Genomic DNA, 15,559 nt, shown 5'->3' with positions numbered 1-15,559 from the left:
CCAATAGCTTCGACAATTTGAGTCCGGGCGCTTGCAATACCACTGACAGCATGAGCATTTAACAGCCCTCTGTGCATTAAGAACGATGGCATCTTCTAGAAACAGCAGCGGATTATACCGTTTTGGCTTTGGGGCGGATACTGTTGTAACCCTCTGGAGAAGAGGCTGTTGTGCATAAAGTTATCAGAATATCAGAAATATCTTTACTTGATAGAGTTCAGAGGGTTTTAAGGGGTTGTGGATAAGGTGTTAGTAATTGTGAATAACTTTCTTCACTCTGCTTTAACTCAATAGAAAGAATCTAAATTACAAATCAAAACAATATAACCATTCAAAAAAGAAGCCTCGGTTGAAAAACCTGAACTACTTTGCTTGGAGTGACATAAATCTGAATTTAATATTGAGACTGCAACAGAAATTTAGATATGACTCTAAGAAATTTATGGATACAGCTGAGCTTGCTGGGATGCTCTACTCTGCCAGCCTCTCTCATGTGCAATGTAAATAGCACTGACCCCAATTACTTTGAAGTTAGTATCGGAGAAGGCGAGATTGAAAGCAGCTATGCCTGTGATCTTGTTTTCGACAGAGAGGCTGTAGCCGTAAAGGAAGAAGCTAAAAAAACTATTGATGATGATGAAGATGATGATGAAGATGATGATGAAGATATTGAAGATTCAAACACTTTATTGATTCCCGTCTCAAACTCTTACATTGCTGAGTGCCGGCCTGGTGTCGTTCACCAAAAATCAGGTTATCAGTTTTATTTCAAAGGCACTTTATCCGTTTCAATCGTTGATCCACAAAGTAACGTCCAATGGCTGGCAGAAGCGTTTAAATATGCGATGGTGATCTGGCTGATTAAACCCTTAAGTCAGTGGTTGGGAGAAAGCACACTGGCCCGACCAGAAAGCTACAGACAGTATGATCCGAAGAAGTGGAGGAATAGAGAGGTTCCTGAAAATCTGGAATCTATCCCGGATAAGAAAAACCTCCTGAAAACGATTTTACCCAATCAAAGAATGTTCTTTCCTGGTTTACCCGGCCTTTCTGGCGCTTCTTTGCAGGGAGGCGATTTTCTGGTTCAGGAAGAGCTTTATCAACCTTCGGCTCCCATAGTAGAGAATCTGCCCGCCGAACTGGCGGTCATTGATTTCACTCACAATACCCAGATTCAAGCTGTTTTGATTGAAGTGCTGAATCTTCTTTCTGTGATAGGTGATTCCGCTATGACGGAAGTTGGGCTCGACCTCTCCGATTTTGAAAATATGAATCTGGGAGAGCTCATGCACTATCGAAATCTGCTTAGAGATTATCTGGAAAGACTTGAGCAAAATGAATTACTTGAAGACGTTGCGAATACGCCTTCTGCAGTTGCCTTCAGAGAATTTGTACTGTTGATTCTTTCAGATCTGGATAGGTTACAAAGAATACAGTCAGAAAGATTGAATGATCCCAACCCTCATGTAACCAGTCGACCTCAATCTCTGGCTGGTGAAATTTTTGACAGACTCAGAGATTTGAAACCAGGGTTTTCAGGTAAAAGGCTGAAGTTTGCGATTATGCAGACTTATATGACTGAGGTAGAGAAATACCAACCCGTATTAGAAGCAGAGCTTCAACAGAGCGTTTCAGAATTGTTGGAGAGCAGACACTTCCAGAGAATGACTCCTCAGGAGAAAAAGCGTCACATAGAAAAGAAAAAGCAGGAAGTATTAAAGCGCTTGACTGCATTAGAACAAGGCTCTTCCTATTGGGAGAGAACCATGAAACAGATTCTTTCCAACAGGCTGGATATTCTGACGGCGGATCTTGCTGATATAGACGAAGAGCCGGTTGATATGGATGGAAAAGACAGTGTAACCCCATCACCTCCTGCGAGTAATGATGAAGATGAAGAAGACAGAGAAGAAGAGCAGCCTGATCCCCCTCATTCCGGAAGCTCTGAACATTCTTCTGGTGGTGGTAATCGAAACCCGGATGGCAATGAAGTCACGGAGCAACCTTCCGCTTCAGCTCATGCTGGCTTTCTGATTCAGAATCCTTCCTACACTGCCTTTCTTGCCGACCTCTTTGCCAGTTACCACCAGTCTGAAGAGAGCACTCAAGATGAATTTATATCCAACCTGATGACAATTCTGAATGCTGTTACAGAGGAATATCAGCAAAAGACCGTCACTCTTCAACAGCGACTGATTAAGTTGCTGAAAGAGGAAAAAGCATACAGTCATCTCCAAAAAGAATGGGACATTATGAGGCTTGATGAACTCATCAAGCTGACTCTGGATTATGGTCGTTATGCTTATTTGACCCGGGAGGTCATGAAGGTATTCACAGAGCAGGATGCTCAGCAGATGCGGACTATGGCTAATGAGCTAAATATGGGCCGACAATCCACCCAGTTTGAGGTACCTGGTCCTCAAAGTTCATCAGGTCTGGTGGTTAGCTTTTCTCACGATAGTATGGACTACACAGAGCCGTCACCTTTCATGCAATTGCTAAGAGACCGTCTTGAACACCTTGAGTTACATAGACGTATGCTTTCTCTGACCCAATCTGACAGGCTATCTTTTTCCGAAAATGAAATCCGTAGATGGCGAGAACAATGTGCAAGAGATGGTCAGCGATTACCGATCATTTTCAGGTATTTTGTAGAGGGAGAAGAGTCTGAAAGTTATATCCTTGGGGACACTGCTAACCTGATTCGTCATTTCAAAAGCCGTTTCCCCCAAGTGGATATTACCGCTCTGGAGGCTGAAAGAAATAAGGCATCAGGCGAAAGAAGACGGCAGCTTGAGCAAAAGATTGCCCGTCTGCGCTCCGAATCAGCAGTAAATGCTGGTATTGAGACTTCTGCCAGAATGGCAACTGTTTGCGAATTACCCGAGATTCTGGATCCACAGTTGCCAGGTTTGGAAGTCCTTCTTTATAGGGTCTTGAATCAGGATTCTCCCAATACACTCAGGGGAGCTGTGTTCGGAACGGACCGACTGCTGGGAAGGGATAATCTTTTAGGTTTTTTAGTCACGAATGGCGGGATGATCAGCCCGTCTAACCGTGATGATACTCTGGATTCGGCCACCCCTGTGATTGTTGAGCTCACCTCTACGGGGCGATTAAAACTGAAATTTCATAAAGAGTTTGATATCTGGACAGTTCCCGACAGCAAGCAGCAAATGGATGGAATGTTCACGGTCAGTATGGAATACGAATTTCAGATTACAGGTCAGAAGTTAATACTCGAATACAGTGGCTTTAGTTATAGAGGCAATATTCGTGATAAGGTTCTAGACAAAGGCCGTAAAGAGCTTGAAAGCAGACAGAAAGAACGGTCAGCAGACTTCAAGGAGAGAATGAAGGGCCGGGTAGGTGAAAAAGGGAACAAAAAACCAGGAGGGTTACAAAAGAGATTTAGTCAGGAGTTAGGTGCTGTAACTGCTTCTGTTGAATGGTCTCAGGAACGAGCTCAGGCTGTGGGCAGGCTTCTTAGTGATATTAATACTCAAATGCTTGAAATTGAGCAGGCTAATTTAAGGAACTGGCCAAAATTAGATGAGTACTATAAGCGGCTTGAAACCATGATGGCCAAAGTTGAGAAGGAGTATCAAAAGCTTCTTAAGGCAGAAGCTGAGTATTACAGGAAGCAAGTTAACAGCTTTACACCCTCTTCTTCTGCCGCTGGAAAATATGCAGAGATCCATCGTCATGCTGAACACTATAGAGATCGATTGAAAGTGTTGGAAAAGACGTTAGTCAGGATGAAATCTGTATCCAGACAATCGGTTACTGATCTTGAACTGGAACGTGTTCGCTATCTTCAGGCATCAGAAGAACTGGAAACCATTCTCTACGACATTGATTTCAGAGGGGCGCTGTATAAATCAGCTAGGGCCTTACCAGAGACAGAAAAGGAAAACCTTCATCATTTGTTTGAGTCCGTCAAGCTAATGGTGAGCCATGCCACTTTAACGGTGACTGAAAAGCTCAATCAAATAACACAAGAGACTACGAGCCGTTTAAATACTCCGTCTGAACCTTCGGCTTTGAATCGAGAAGGATCTCAGAGTCAGGAAGATCTTCTGGATTCTTCCCATAGAAGAGTTTCTGAAGGGCATAGAGAGTATGGTCTGAGAAGAAACGCGAGATACGGCTCTGAAGGCGCTATTAATAAGCTGGGGGTTAAAACGTCGCAAGATTCGTCTCCGTCTTCCAGCCCCGGTAGAAGAGTTACCAATTATTTACGACCTCCAGCATGGCTTGGAAAAGTGTGGAAAGCGATTAGCCGACCTGATCTGGATCTTAACATGAGTGGGCTCAGAGAGTTCAGCCGGGATGGTACGATGAGGAGTTATTCAAGGGGTTATTCAAGGGGTCGTGGAAATGACAGATTAACTGACTATCCAGTCAGTGCGGTTTATATACACGTTTCTTCACCGGAATCTGATCAGAGCACGGGTGAAAATGGCCGCAGTAGAGAGCTTATGAGCTTCCTGGAATCCGATAACTCCCCAGGAAATGTATTACCTTTTCCTCATCCTGAGTTCCATACACAACGCTCTTTACCTGAACAGAGACTTGCTGCCAGAGAGAGTCATACGCACACACTCAGTGCGCCTGAAAGCACAAGGTATAGAATGGGTCATAGAAGGAGTGATCGTCAGCCAGAGGTTCAGCTGCATAGAGTGCCAAGCGTACCGGACCAGACTGAGAATCAGAGAATGAGCAGTTATCTCTCTGCTTATTCCCAAGATCAACGATTCATCGGCCTGATCAATCACTATGTTCAGACCAGTTTTGATGGAGACATTAGAGACTTTGGAGAAGATCTGAAACAATTTTATCGTACTCTCTCATCTACAGAAAGTTCGGCATTGGAGCCCATTGCTCTTGAACAACGAGTGGCCAGTTTATTGACTCGCTTCATTGATGCGATGGGAATAGAAAGTCTGGCTAATGCTTTGATCAGGATTTTCGGAGAACAGATTTTGATAGATTTACAGAGAATATTTCCGACAGCTACTGATGTTTGATAGTGGGTGCAGCCTGGGTTTGAAATCCAGACTGCATCCCTCTCAGTACTTCCAGAATGTTGGTGTAAACAACACCAACAGGGTGAATATTTCCAGACGACCCAGAAGCATGGCAAAGCAGAGAATCCATTTTGCTGTATTAGGCAGAGAGTCGTAGTTTTCAGCGGCTTCACCCAATGCGGGCCCCAGATTATTCATACTGGAAGCTACGGTAGAAAATGCGGTAGTCAGATCAACCCCTGTTGCCATCACGGCCAGAATCATCACGGCAAACAGGAATACATAGGTAGCAAAAAATCCCCAGACTGCTTCACCGACTCGACTATGAACGGCTTTGCCACCCAGCTTGATTGAGAAAATAGCGTTGGGATGAACCAGACGACGAAGTTCTCTCATTCCCTGTTTAAAGATCAGCAGGACACGAATCACTTTCATACCTCCCGCCGTTGATCCTGCACATCCCCCTGCAAAGCTGGTCATAAACAACAGCAGTGGCAAAAATGTCGGCCAGGCTGAGAAGCCGCTGGTGGCATAACCTGTCGTGGTGGCAACGGATACCACTTCAAAAACACCGTGATTCAGTGAGTCCTCCAGATCATAAGTGCCAGAGAAGTAGAGACCAGAAACTGTGATGAATGAGACAACCAAAAGGATCAGCAGGTAAGCTCGAACTTCAGGATCTTTCCAATAATGATGCGTCGATTTATTGCGCCAGGCGAAAAAGTGCAGAGCAAAGTTAATACCTGCAACCAACATGAAGAAGGTGGCGGTGGCGTTAATCAAGGGTGACTCAAAATAGCCAATACTGGCATCGTGGGTTGAGAAACCGCCAATGGCTATTGTGGAAAAGCTGTGGCTTATGGCATCAAAAAGATTCATACCGGCTAACCAGTAGCCCAGGGCACAAACCGCAGTCAATGCGAGATAAAGAAACCAGAGTGCTTTGGCTGTTTCTTTGATACGGGGAGTCAGTTTGTTGTCTTTAATCGGCCCGGGCGTTTCTGTCCGGTAAAGCTGCATCCCACCGACCCCTAACATGGGCATGATAGCCACAGCGAGGACGATGATTCCCATTCCACCCAGCCATTGGAGTTGCTGGCGATAAAAGAGAATGGATTTGGGCAGCTCGTCAATCCCCGTGAGTATTGTCGCCCCGGTGGTGGTCAGGCCTGACATGGACTCAAAAACAGCGTCAGTTACGCTAAGAGCCGGATCTGTCATAAACAGCAGAGGCAGAGAACCCATTCCCCCAAGAACTACCCAGAAAAGAACCGTGATGATAAAGCCGTCTCGGGTGCGCAGGTCAGCTTTGATCTTCCTGAGGGGAAACCAGAAAAAGAAACCAATCAGGAATGTCAGGAAAAAAGTATATAAAAACAGTGAAACCTCTGTTTCTCCATAGATCAGCGCTACCACCAGTGGCGGTAAGCTGGAGAAACTGAACAACATCAAGAGAATACCCAGGACAGGCAAAATAACAGAAAACTGCATAAGACCCTGTTTTTCTAGTTATACAGACAACGGCCATGCTGTCTGATTCAGTTATCGTTACGTGCGCAAGGTAAGAGGTTGGTCGAGAATAGCGCTCAAGCATAAAGTTCAGTGAAAAAGATGGACGCTCTTTCTGGGCTTTAGGCCAAACTGTCTGTTCTCGGTCAGTCTCTTGGTACTTCTGCATCCTTCCCTCCCCCGGATGATGCAGAAGTACTTCCAAGCCAACGTTGCATTTTTTCAGTAGCGGGAAAAAAGAAACCGCTGACTTTGATTTCGAAATGTATCGTTTAAAAGAAGCCGAGTCCAACCTGGAAGAGCTGTTCTACTTCATGAATACGTTTCTTGTTGGTCAGGAACAGGATGATATGGTCTCCGGACTCTATACGAGTAGTGTCGTGTGCGATCAACACTTCATCGTTTCTGACAATGGCCCCGATAGTGGTTCCAGGGGGCAACTCGACTTGCTGAACGGTTTTGCCCACGACTCTGGATGAACTTTCATCACCATGAGCAATGGCTTCAATCGCTTCGGCTGCACCCCGGCGCAGCGAGTGTACATTGACGACATCACCACGGCGAACGTGTTTGAGCAGACTGCCAATTGTGGCCTGTTGTGGTGAAATCGCGATATCGATTTCACCCCCCTGAACCAGATCAACATAGGCAGGGTTATTAATCAGAGCCATCACTTTTCTGGCCCCCAGACGTTTGGCCAACATCGCAGCCATTACGTTGGCTTCATCATCGTTGGTCAAAGCACAGAAAATATCAGTTTCTTCAATATTTTCAGAAATCAGCAACTCTTTATCCGACGCATTACCGTTGAAAACCATAGCTTTGGTCAACGTTTCTGACAGAAACTGACAGCGCTCCATATTCTGTTCAATAATTTTTACCTTGAAATCATTTTCAGCAGACTGGGCCAGACGCAGACCAATGTTACCGCCACCGGCAATGATGATGCGTTTGTAATCATCATCCAGCCTCTGCAGTTCGCTCATTACTGCCCGGATATGACGGCGGTCAGCAATAAAGAACACTTCATCATCGGCTTCGATGACGGTTGTGCCTTTTGGCATGATGGCTTTGCCCCGACGGAAAATCGCAGCAACCCGGGTATCAACGTTGGGCATATGCTCACGCAGATAGCGCAGTTCCTGACCAACCAGTGGACCACCATAATAGGCTTTCATGGCCACCAGCTGGGCACGACCATCGGCAAAGTCCAGAACCTGAAGCGCTCCAGGGCGTTCAAGGAGGCGTCGAATGTAATTGGTGACAACCTGCTCGGGACTGATCAGTACGTCGATGGGCAGTGCATCATCGCCAAACAGGTTTTCCTTGTTCAGATAGGCCGCCTGACGAATACGGGCAATCTTGGAAGGTGTGTGAAATAGGGTGTAGGCAATCTGACAGGCCACCATGTTAACTTCATCACTGTTGGTGACCGCCACCAGCATATCAGCGTCATCAGCACCGGCCTGCTTAAGCACAGAGGGAAAAGACGCCATACCCTGAATAGTCCGGATGTCTATACGGTCCTGGAGCTCCCTGAGACGCTCTCCATTGGTATCCACTACCGTAATGTCGTTCTCTTCATTGGCCAGATTTTCTGCCAGGGTTCCGCCTACTTGTCCGGCACCGAGAATGATGATCTTCATAGACTTTCCTGATTGCTCTCTATGAGCTGATGGCTCTCTATGAGCTGATGGCTCTTCTTAGCGGTGGATTCGTCAGAATCGCTTTCCACTTTCTTCAGCAGGCTGTAGAAAAAGCCATCTCCTGAGCCGGGTAGAATCTGTCGGCCAAAGCCGGTGTCCAGTCCCCATTCACCAGGAATAGGTTGCAGTCTGGCATCTTCACGTTGCTCGATGAAGGAGGCAATCTGTTTGCTGTTTTCAGCAGGCATAATAGAACAGGTTGCATACAGCAGTGTGCCACCGGGCTTGAGCAATGACCACATGGTATTAAGAATCTTGCCTTGAAGTTCGGCCAGAGCGTCAATGTCTTCGGGTTTTCGAAGCAGTTTAATATCCGGGTGGCGACGAATCACGCCTGTCGCGGAGCAAGGGGCGTCCAGAAGAATATGATCGTAACGCTGTCCATCCCACCATTGATCCGGCTGAGTGCCATCACCGGTCATGAGTCGTGCTTTCAAGCCAATACGGTCCAGGTTTTCCTGCACGCGGACCAGTCGCCTTTTATCAACATCCAGTGCATCCAGTTCAATATTTGGATACATTTCCAGCAGCTGGCAGGTTTTGCCTCCGGGAGCACAGCAGGCATCCAGAACCTTATCGCCTTCTTTGACAGGCAAGAGGTTTCCGGAAAGCTGGGCGGATTCATCCTGAACACTGACCACACCTTTAGAGAAGCCTGGCAGCTGATCAACCGGGAGTGCCCGGGCCAGGGTAATTCCCTGGGGAGAGACCAGCGAAGATGATGCCTGGATACAGTCGTCCAGCAGTTTTTTCAGGTAACGATCACGCTTGATGTGCTGTTCGTTAACCCTGAGCGTCATAGGGGGTGACTGGTTGTTGGCTCGGGCAATATCCTGCCAGTGATCAGGCCAGGCTTTGCGGATCTTGCCGATCAGCCATTGAGGATGAGCGGTCAGACAAATATCGTTGGAATCAGCCAGTGCATTGAGCTCTTCTTCCTGACGCTGTGCAGAACGAAGCACACCGTTGACCAAACCTCTGGCCCAGGCTTTACCCAGAGTACGGGTTACCTGAACCGTCTCACCAATAGCGGCATGTGCAGGAATACGCGTGTAAAACAGCTGATAGAGCCCTACCAGAATCAGACTGTGAATAGTCTGTTCTTTCGCTTTCAGAGGCTTGTCCATCAGAGTACTGAGCCAGATGTCCAGGCGAAAGTAGTAACGCAGTGTGCCGTAGCAGAGTTCTGCCAGCAGTGGCTGATCTTTCTGTCGCAACCCCTCCTGGTATTCAGGAAGCACCTGATTCAGGGACTCACCGGAAACAACACGGCTGATCACTCTGGCGGCGGCCAGTCGAACGGAAGATTGTTTAGCCATCAGCTGAATTTTTTCCCGGGTACAAACATATCTCTACGGCTGTTCAGAAGATCCTGAACTGACATGGCGCGACTGCCAGATAATTGCACATTAGTCAGACGGAGTAAGCCTTCTGCTGTAGCAACATCCAGACCAGACTTGTCTGCCTGAATCAGGGTGCCTGGCGTTTCATTGCTGGAACCTTCTACTCGTTCCGCTTCCCAAACCCGAATAGCATTACCTTCAAGTTCTGTGGTGGCTACTGGCCAGGGATTGAAGGCCCGTACCAGACAATCAAGATGCTCTGCCGGTTTGGTCCAGTCTATCCTGGCCTCTTCCTTACTCATCTTGTGTGCATAGCAGGCGCAGCTGTCATCTTGTTTTTCTTTTGTAATAGAGCCTTCTGCAATCGCATTAACGGCTTCAATCAGAGCCGGTTGCCCTACTTCGATCAGACGGTCATGCAAGTCAGAAGATTTGTCTGTTTTGTGAATGGGGCAGCAGGCTTTAATCAACATATCACCTGTGTCCAGCCCCTTGTCCATCTGCATGATGGTAACGCCAGATTCCTCATCCCCTGCCGCAATCGCTCTCTGGATAGGCGCTGCTCCTCGCCATCTTGGCAAAATTGAGCCGTGGACATTGATGCAGCCGTATTTTGGAATATCCAAAACACTCTGAGGCAATATCAGGCCATAGGCCACCACAATCATCAGATCAGGTTTCAGTGCAGCAAGCTGTTCTCGGGCAGCTTCATCCTTTTTCAGGGACAGTGGCTGAAATACTGGAATATCATGTTGCAGAGCCAGTTCTTTCACTGGGCTGGGCTTGAGCTTTCTGCCTCGTCCCGCCGGTCTGTCGGGTTGTGTATAAACTGCAACCACTTCATGGAGGTTGTCCTGTACAGCCTGACTGTCCAGAACCGCTTGACTGTCCAGAACCGCTTGACTGTCCAGAACTGCTTGTAGATGGGCGCTGGCAAATTCCGGAGTACCGGCAAAAACAATACGAAGGCTTTTCATTGGGTTTTCTACAGGCTCGACAGAACGATGGGGATGGCGGCGATGATAGATAAAGTGAGGAGCTGAGTAAATCAGCCAAGGACGAAAGTCAGTTTAATATCTATTTAATAGTGCTCTCAGAAGAGCGGCTTTTAGCCTCTTCTGGGAGCAACAAACTCATTAAGCCGTAGCCAGACGTTTGTTTTTAATCAGCTTTTTACGGATTCGATCTTGTTTCATACGAGACAGATAATCGACAAACAGTTTGCCATTCAAGTGATCAAGTTCATGCTGTACACAGACTGCAGGCAGGCCATCCATATCCTTTGAATACTCTTTCCCGTCTCTGCCCAGGGCAGTCAGACGCACCTGAGCCGGGCGATCCAGTAATTCAAAGAATCCAGGTACAGACAGACAGCCTTCAGACAGATCCGTCAGCTCATCGGTCAAGGGTTCAAAAGATGGATTGATCAGAACCAGAGGTTCCTTTCCATCATCAGAAAAATCCATGACTACGATACGCAGATGGATATCGACTTGAGTGGCAGCCAGACCAACACCCTTGGAGTCGTACATGGTTTCCAGCATATCGTCGACGATTTTACGAATATCGTCGTTCACTTCAGCCACAGGCTCAGCAATAGTGCGAAGTCTATCGTCAGGGTATTGGAGGATTTCCAGAAGCGCCATTCAAATTCTCAAGCTTTTTGTCGGTAAAAACGCAGCTTTGGCTGCATGGGCTCAAGGCTGGTTTATTTGATTAAAAAATAATTTTAAATTTCTTTTAGGTATATAGGTAGTTTTAAGTGCGAACGTTCCATTTTCAAGTATTTATTTTCAGTAAAGTGATTAACGCGAGTAGAGAGGTCTGTGTTTCAAGCTGAGTAATCGGGATAAATGATTAGATTGCCGTGTACTGACAGAAGGGCGTGAAATGTCATGCATCAGTCTGTGGGTTTGTCTCACAGTTAACGGATGGAAATCGGTCACGACTGGACAAAGGAGAAAGTGAGGAGTGAAATAGGTGTCGAGTCAGCTTTGAGTAATGTGTATCTCCTCCTCTAAAGCCGTTGAGAGCAGGCTTCGAACCAGAGCTGAAAAACAACAATAACTCACTCTTACTTGTGTACCCCACAATGCAAAAAACAAAAACACTTTTGGCCATTGCTATCGCAACAGCCTTCATCTCAGGATGCTCTACCCAGCAATCCCGGAATCAAGCTGACAGTCAGATCTCAGGCATTGAGCAACAAGCTCTCTCTGAGTCTGAAAAGGCAAACCAGTTCTTTGATGCTCTCTTTATGGAGAGGGTGATGCAGAGTCCCAATCTCCAGACCATGCTGGGCATTAAAAAAGACCAGGATAAATGGGATGACATCAGTGAAGCAGGCAGTGAACGATCGCATCAGCTGAACATTAAGCAGCTGGAAAGAATCAGAAAAAGCATTAATCCGGACATGCTGGATGCCCAGGCTCAATTGAGTTATCGATTGGCGATCGCCAGCCTGGAAAATGAAATCGCTGACTATCAATGGCGTTATCATAATTATCCGGTCAACCAGATGTTTGGTGTTCATGCTCAGGTTCCTGCGCTGTTAATCAACCAGCACCAGATAAAGGATAAGGTCGATGCAGAGGCCTATATAGCCCGATTGAAGGCAGTGACCGTCTATTTTGATCAATTGATTAGTGGGCTTAATACCCGGGCTGATATGGGCATTCTGGCGCCCGGATTTGTTTACCCCCATGTCATCCGTGATTCTAAAAACATTATCGCCGGTGCGCCTTTTCAGGATGGAGAGAGCAGTACACTACTGGCCGACTTTACTCGTAAGGTAGAAAAGCTGAATCTTGAAGACAAAGACAAAAGTCTTTTGATCAAAGAAGCTGAACTGGCGCTGAACCAGCATGTGGGACCCGCTTACCGAAAGCTAATTACTCGTCTTGAATCGCTTGAATCACGGTCAGATGACAGAGATGGTATCTGGAAGCTGCCCGAGGGCGATGATTTCTATCGGAACGCTCTTAGAAGAACGACCACAACAGAACTGAGTGCTGATGATATCCATAATCTGGGGCTCTCAGAGGTGGCTCGAATTCAGGATGAAATGAGAGACATCATGAAAACCGTGGGTTTCGAAGGAGACCTTCAGGATTTTTATGACTTCATGCGCTCCGACCCGCAATTTTATAAATCGGAGACAGAAACCGGTCGTCAGCAGTATTTGAATGAGAACATCCGGTTTATTGCGGATATGAAGGCTTCTCTGGATCAGATGTTTCTGACCAAGCCAAAAGCGGAACTGGAAGTGAAACGGGTGGAAGCTTTCCGCGAAAAATCGGCAGGCAAAGCCTTTTACCAGCGTCCTGCACCCGATGGATCAAGACCGGGCATGTATTACGCCAACCTGTTCCAGATGAAAGAGATGCCTACCTACCAGATGGAAGCGCTGGCGTATCACGAAGGTATTCCTGGTCATCATATGCAGTTGGCTATCTCTCAAGAGCTGGAAGGTGTCCCCATGTTTCGGAAGTTTGGCCGCTATACCGCCTACACGGAAGGTTGGGGTCTCTATGCAGAGTACATTCCCAAAGAAATGGGTTTTTATAAAGATCCTTACTCAGACTTCGGTCGGCTGGCTATGGAAATATGGCGAGCTTGTCGTTTAGTAGTGGATACTGGTATTCACAGCAAACGCTGGACTCGTGAAGAAGCCATTGAGTATCTGGCTGAGAATACGCCGAACCCCAGAAGGGATATTGAAAAAGCCATTGAGCGCTACATTGTGATGCCCTCTCAGGCGACCGCTTATAAAGTAGGTATGCTGAAGATTCTGGAACTGAGGGAAGAGGCCAGAGAAACCCTGGGCAGTCAGTTTGATATTCGAGAATATCATGATGTGGTTTTGAAAAATGGTCCTGTGCCGCTGGATGTCCTTGAAGAGCAGGTCAGTCTCTGGGTCAACAAAAAGAGAGGCTGAATCTTATTGTTCAGCCGGTTTATTGATTCTGGGCCAGGATTTTGTGGCTTCCAGCACGGCTGTAATATTACAATTTTCTGGTCCACCTGCATGGCGAATCAATCGATAGGCCAGGTGGCAGGCGGATTGTTGTGGGTAACCTTTACTCATCAGCGATCGAACGATCCGCCGGCTTACCTGCTGCTGTACAAAGAGGCGGGACTTGTGTTGTTTGTGGTAATAGGACTCAGCATAAACAGGTCTGCCTGTGACCCATTGAATGAAGGTGGCTTTCTGACCTTTCATACGCGTCAGCATTTTTTGGATGATCCGAGTTGAGACCTTGTTGGAATAGCCTTTACGTTCCAGCTCACCCAATGCCCACTGAAACAACGATGGGTTCGATTCCAATGGTTGAATGGGCAGATTTTTTTCGAGTGTGATTTCCATGATTTTGCCAGCGCCTGTGTACTAAGGCTGATATCGGCAGGCGTCATTTAATCTTGCTTGCTGTTCTCAGTTCGGCAGCCAGCCTTCTTCCATGATTTGCTCAAAGCTCCAGAGACACTGCGCTGGATAACTGTTGTTATTCAGTTGTTGATGAGACTGAACGTAGTCATTCATGGCTTCTATGGCTAGCTTCTTGCTTGTGGGATAAATCTCTGCCAGTGCGTTGTTTTTTTCATATTTCAAGTGAGGACGTTTTTTCATCAGTCGCTTGATTTGCTCACGCTGTTCCCGGATGGTTCCCTTCCAGTTACGACAGTTATAAGGCTCTGACAGGTTAGGGTTAATGACCTGTACCTGATACTGGTACTTGAGCAGATGGAGCAGTAAAGTGGTCAAGCGGGATTCAAGAGTATCCAGATCACTGCCCATATCGTCTATTTCCTCGATAAGGTTTTTCAAGTCAAGCTGATCAAACTGACGATTGGCCAATAGCTCTTTTTGCCTTTTAATCCACTGGTAGTAATCAGTTTTGTACAGATTTTCCATACCTTTCATCCTTTGGTTTGGCGGCATCACTTTTTTGGCAGCCAGCCATCTTTCATAACTTGCTCATAGGTCCAGGGACACTCTCTTGGAAAAGTCTGTGTCGGCAGTCCTGTCTGCTTGACAGTCAGTACAACCGCTCTTTGATAAGCTTTACTGTAGAGTTCAGTCACTCTGGGTTTCAGACTGGGGTTATCCAGAAGTATCTCCTGAACATCTTCTCTATGGAGAATAATGGAATCCTGCCAGCTTCTGGATTGACGTTCTGGTTGATACTGCCATTTAAGGAGATGCATGAGCAATTGCTTCAGGTGACTGGTGAGAGACCGGGGCTCATGCTTACCCATATCGTCTACTTCCTCAATGAGATTCTCCAAGTCAAGCTGGTCAAACTGACGGTTGAGAAGTAACTCTTTTTGTTTTTTTACCCACTGGTAATAATCGGTTTCGTACAGGTTTTCCATAAAGAGTCTCCTTCAGCCTCACAGCATCATTTATTTGGCAACCAACCGTCTTCCATAACCTGTTCATAGATCCATGGACATTCTTTTGGGAAAGTATTTTTCGGGAGACCGGTCTGCTTGACTGCCAAGGCAACGGCTTTTTTATAAGCTCTATCGTAGAGTTCAGGCAGAGGGGTTTTCAGTCCGGGGTTTTCTGAAAGAGTATCCTGCGTTTGGAATCGGTGGTTAATGATCGAATCCTGCCAGCTTCTTGATCTTCGAGAGGGTTGGTACTGCCATTTCAATAAGTGCATCAGCAGTTGCATGATATGACTGGTTAAACTGTGTCTCTCACTACCACCCATGCTTTCGAGTTCTTCTATAAGATTTTCTACGTCCAGTTCATCAAGTCTTCGCTGTTTGAACAGTTCAGTTTGCTGATTAATCCAGCTATAAAAATCGGTTTCGTAAAGGTTTTCCATAAATCACCTCCCTAGGAGCCTGTCGGACTTACCACTGACCTACTGCGAAAAAGCCTGATTTGGCCATTTTTTATGATTCTTTTCGTTGAATAGCTCGCTATTCGCCTCAAATAATCATAAAAACTGTCTCAAACCGG

11 protein-coding genes are annotated in these 15,559 nt (G+C 46.6%); 2 read left to right on the top strand and 9 right to left on the bottom strand.

Annotation, left to right across the window (positions count from 1 at the left end; all coding sequences use genetic code 11):
- Positions 1-425 precede the first annotated feature (425 nt).
- The gene (locus tag ACR2PX_RS09010; RefSeq protein WP_433999026.1) at positions 426-5,030 is read left to right on the top strand and encodes a hypothetical protein; all 4,605 of its coding nucleotides are present in this window, start codon (positions 426-428) and stop codon (positions 5,028-5,030) included.
- Positions 5,031-5,072: 42 nt separating this feature from the next.
- On the opposite strand, the gene ACR2PX_RS09005 is transcribed toward ACR2PX_RS09010, so the two are convergent.
- The 5 genes from ACR2PX_RS09005 to def all read right to left on the bottom strand — a co-directional run bounded on the left by ACR2PX_RS09005 (position 5,073) and on the right by def (position 11,234).
- Positions 5,073-6,521 carry a TrkH family potassium uptake protein gene (locus ACR2PX_RS09005; protein WP_433999025.1) on the bottom strand — a complete coding sequence of 483 codons (1,449 nt, stop codon included), beginning with the start codon at positions 6,519-6,521 and terminating at the stop codon, positions 5,073-5,075.
- A gap of 290 nt (positions 6,522-6,811) precedes the next feature.
- Positions 6,812-8,185 carry a Trk system potassium transporter TrkA gene (trkA, locus tag ACR2PX_RS09000; RefSeq protein WP_433999024.1) on the bottom strand — a complete coding sequence of 458 codons (1,374 nt, stop codon included), beginning with the start codon at positions 8,183-8,185 and terminating at the stop codon, positions 6,812-6,814.
- On the bottom strand, positions 8,182-9,564 hold the full coding sequence (rsmB, locus tag ACR2PX_RS08995) for a 16S rRNA (cytosine(967)-C(5))-methyltransferase RsmB (RefSeq protein ID WP_433999023.1): 1,383 nt from the start codon (positions 9,562-9,564) through the stop codon (positions 8,182-8,184). The genes trkA and rsmB overlap by 4 nt, the downstream gene beginning before the upstream one ends.
- Positions 9,564-10,565, bottom strand: coding sequence for a methionyl-tRNA formyltransferase (gene fmt / locus ACR2PX_RS08990; protein ID WP_433999022.1), 1,002 nt, complete (start codon positions 10,563-10,565; stop codon positions 9,564-9,566). The genes rsmB and fmt overlap by 1 nt, the downstream gene beginning before the upstream one ends.
- Positions 10,566-10,724: 159 nt before the next feature.
- A complete protein-coding gene (gene def, locus ACR2PX_RS08985) occupies positions 10,725-11,234 on the bottom strand; it encodes a peptide deformylase (RefSeq protein WP_433999021.1) in 510 nt (169 codons plus the stop codon).
- Between the two features lie 446 nt (positions 11,235-11,680).
- On the opposite strand from def, the gene ACR2PX_RS08980 reads away from it, so the two are divergent.
- Positions 11,681-13,525: a DUF885 domain-containing protein gene (locus tag ACR2PX_RS08980; RefSeq protein ID WP_433999020.1), complete on the top strand. Its 1,845-nt coding sequence runs from the start codon at positions 11,681-11,683 to the stop codon at positions 13,523-13,525.
- Positions 13,526-13,528: 3 nt separating this feature from the next.
- Here the strand turns inward: ACR2PX_RS08980 and ACR2PX_RS08975 are convergent, their stop codons facing one another.
- The 4 genes from ACR2PX_RS08975 to ACR2PX_RS08960 all read right to left on the bottom strand — a co-directional run bounded on the left by ACR2PX_RS08975 (position 13,529) and on the right by ACR2PX_RS08960 (position 15,422).
- Complete coding sequence (locus ACR2PX_RS08975; RefSeq protein ID WP_433999019.1) at positions 13,529-13,954, bottom strand: hypothetical protein; 426 nt, start codon at positions 13,952-13,954, stop codon at positions 13,529-13,531.
- Between the two features lie 66 nt (positions 13,955-14,020).
- Positions 14,021-14,500: a DUF29 domain-containing protein gene (locus tag ACR2PX_RS08970; protein ID WP_433999018.1), complete on the bottom strand. Its 480-nt coding sequence runs from the start codon at positions 14,498-14,500 to the stop codon at positions 14,021-14,023.
- A 26-nt stretch (positions 14,501-14,526) separates the two neighbouring features.
- Positions 14,527-14,961, bottom strand: coding sequence for a DUF29 domain-containing protein (locus ACR2PX_RS08965; RefSeq protein WP_433999017.1), 435 nt, complete (start codon positions 14,959-14,961; stop codon positions 14,527-14,529).
- Positions 14,962-14,987: 26 nt separating this feature from the next.
- Positions 14,988-15,422: a DUF29 domain-containing protein gene (locus ACR2PX_RS08960; RefSeq protein WP_433999016.1), complete on the bottom strand. Its 435-nt coding sequence runs from the start codon at positions 15,420-15,422 to the stop codon at positions 14,988-14,990.
- Positions 15,423-15,559: the final 137 nt, after the last annotated feature.

The sequence above is a fragment of the Endozoicomonas sp. genome (genome assembly GCF_051008435.1).
Lineage (GTDB): Bacteria > Pseudomonadota > Gammaproteobacteria > Pseudomonadales > Endozoicomonadaceae > Endozoicomonas_A.
Note: the sequence above shows the minus strand (reverse complement) of the source record. Positions and strands in the feature narration are given on the sequence as shown.

What these genes read in the sequence shown, in the direction of transcription:
- ACR2PX_RS09010 (WP_433999026.1), top strand. Translation starts at nt 426, where the DNA reads ATGACTCTAAGAAATTTATGGATACAGCTGAGCTTGCTGGGATGCTCT.
- ACR2PX_RS09005 (WP_433999025.1), bottom strand. Translation starts at nt 6,521, where the DNA reads ATGCAGTTTTCTGTTATTTTGCCTGTCCTGGGTATTCTCTTGATGTTG.
- trkA (WP_433999024.1), bottom strand. Translation starts at nt 8,185, where the DNA reads ATGAAGATCATCATTCTCGGTGCCGGACAAGTAGGCGGAACCCTGGCA.
- rsmB (WP_433999023.1), bottom strand. Translation starts at nt 9,564, where the DNA reads ATGGCTAAACAATCTTCCGTTCGACTGGCCGCCGCCAGAGTGATCAGC.
- fmt (WP_433999022.1), bottom strand. Translation starts at nt 10,565, where the DNA reads ATGAAAAGCCTTCGTATTGTTTTTGCCGGTACTCCGGAATTTGCCAGC.
- def (WP_433999021.1), bottom strand. Translation starts at nt 11,234, where the DNA reads ATGGCGCTTCTGGAAATCCTCCAATACCCTGACGATAGACTTCGCACT.
- ACR2PX_RS08980 (WP_433999020.1), top strand. Translation starts at nt 11,681, where the DNA reads ATGCAAAAAACAAAAACACTTTTGGCCATTGCTATCGCAACAGCCTTC.
- ACR2PX_RS08975 (WP_433999019.1), bottom strand. Translation starts at nt 13,954, where the DNA reads ATGGAAATCACACTCGAAAAAAATCTGCCCATTCAACCATTGGAATCG.
- ACR2PX_RS08970 (WP_433999018.1), bottom strand. Translation starts at nt 14,500, where the DNA reads ATGGAAAATCTGTACAAAACTGATTACTACCAGTGGATTAAAAGGCAA.
- ACR2PX_RS08965 (WP_433999017.1), bottom strand. Translation starts at nt 14,961, where the DNA reads ATGGAAAACCTGTACGAAACCGATTATTACCAGTGGGTAAAAAAACAA.
- ACR2PX_RS08960 (WP_433999016.1), bottom strand. Translation starts at nt 15,422, where the DNA reads ATGGAAAACCTTTACGAAACCGATTTTTATAGCTGGATTAATCAGCAA.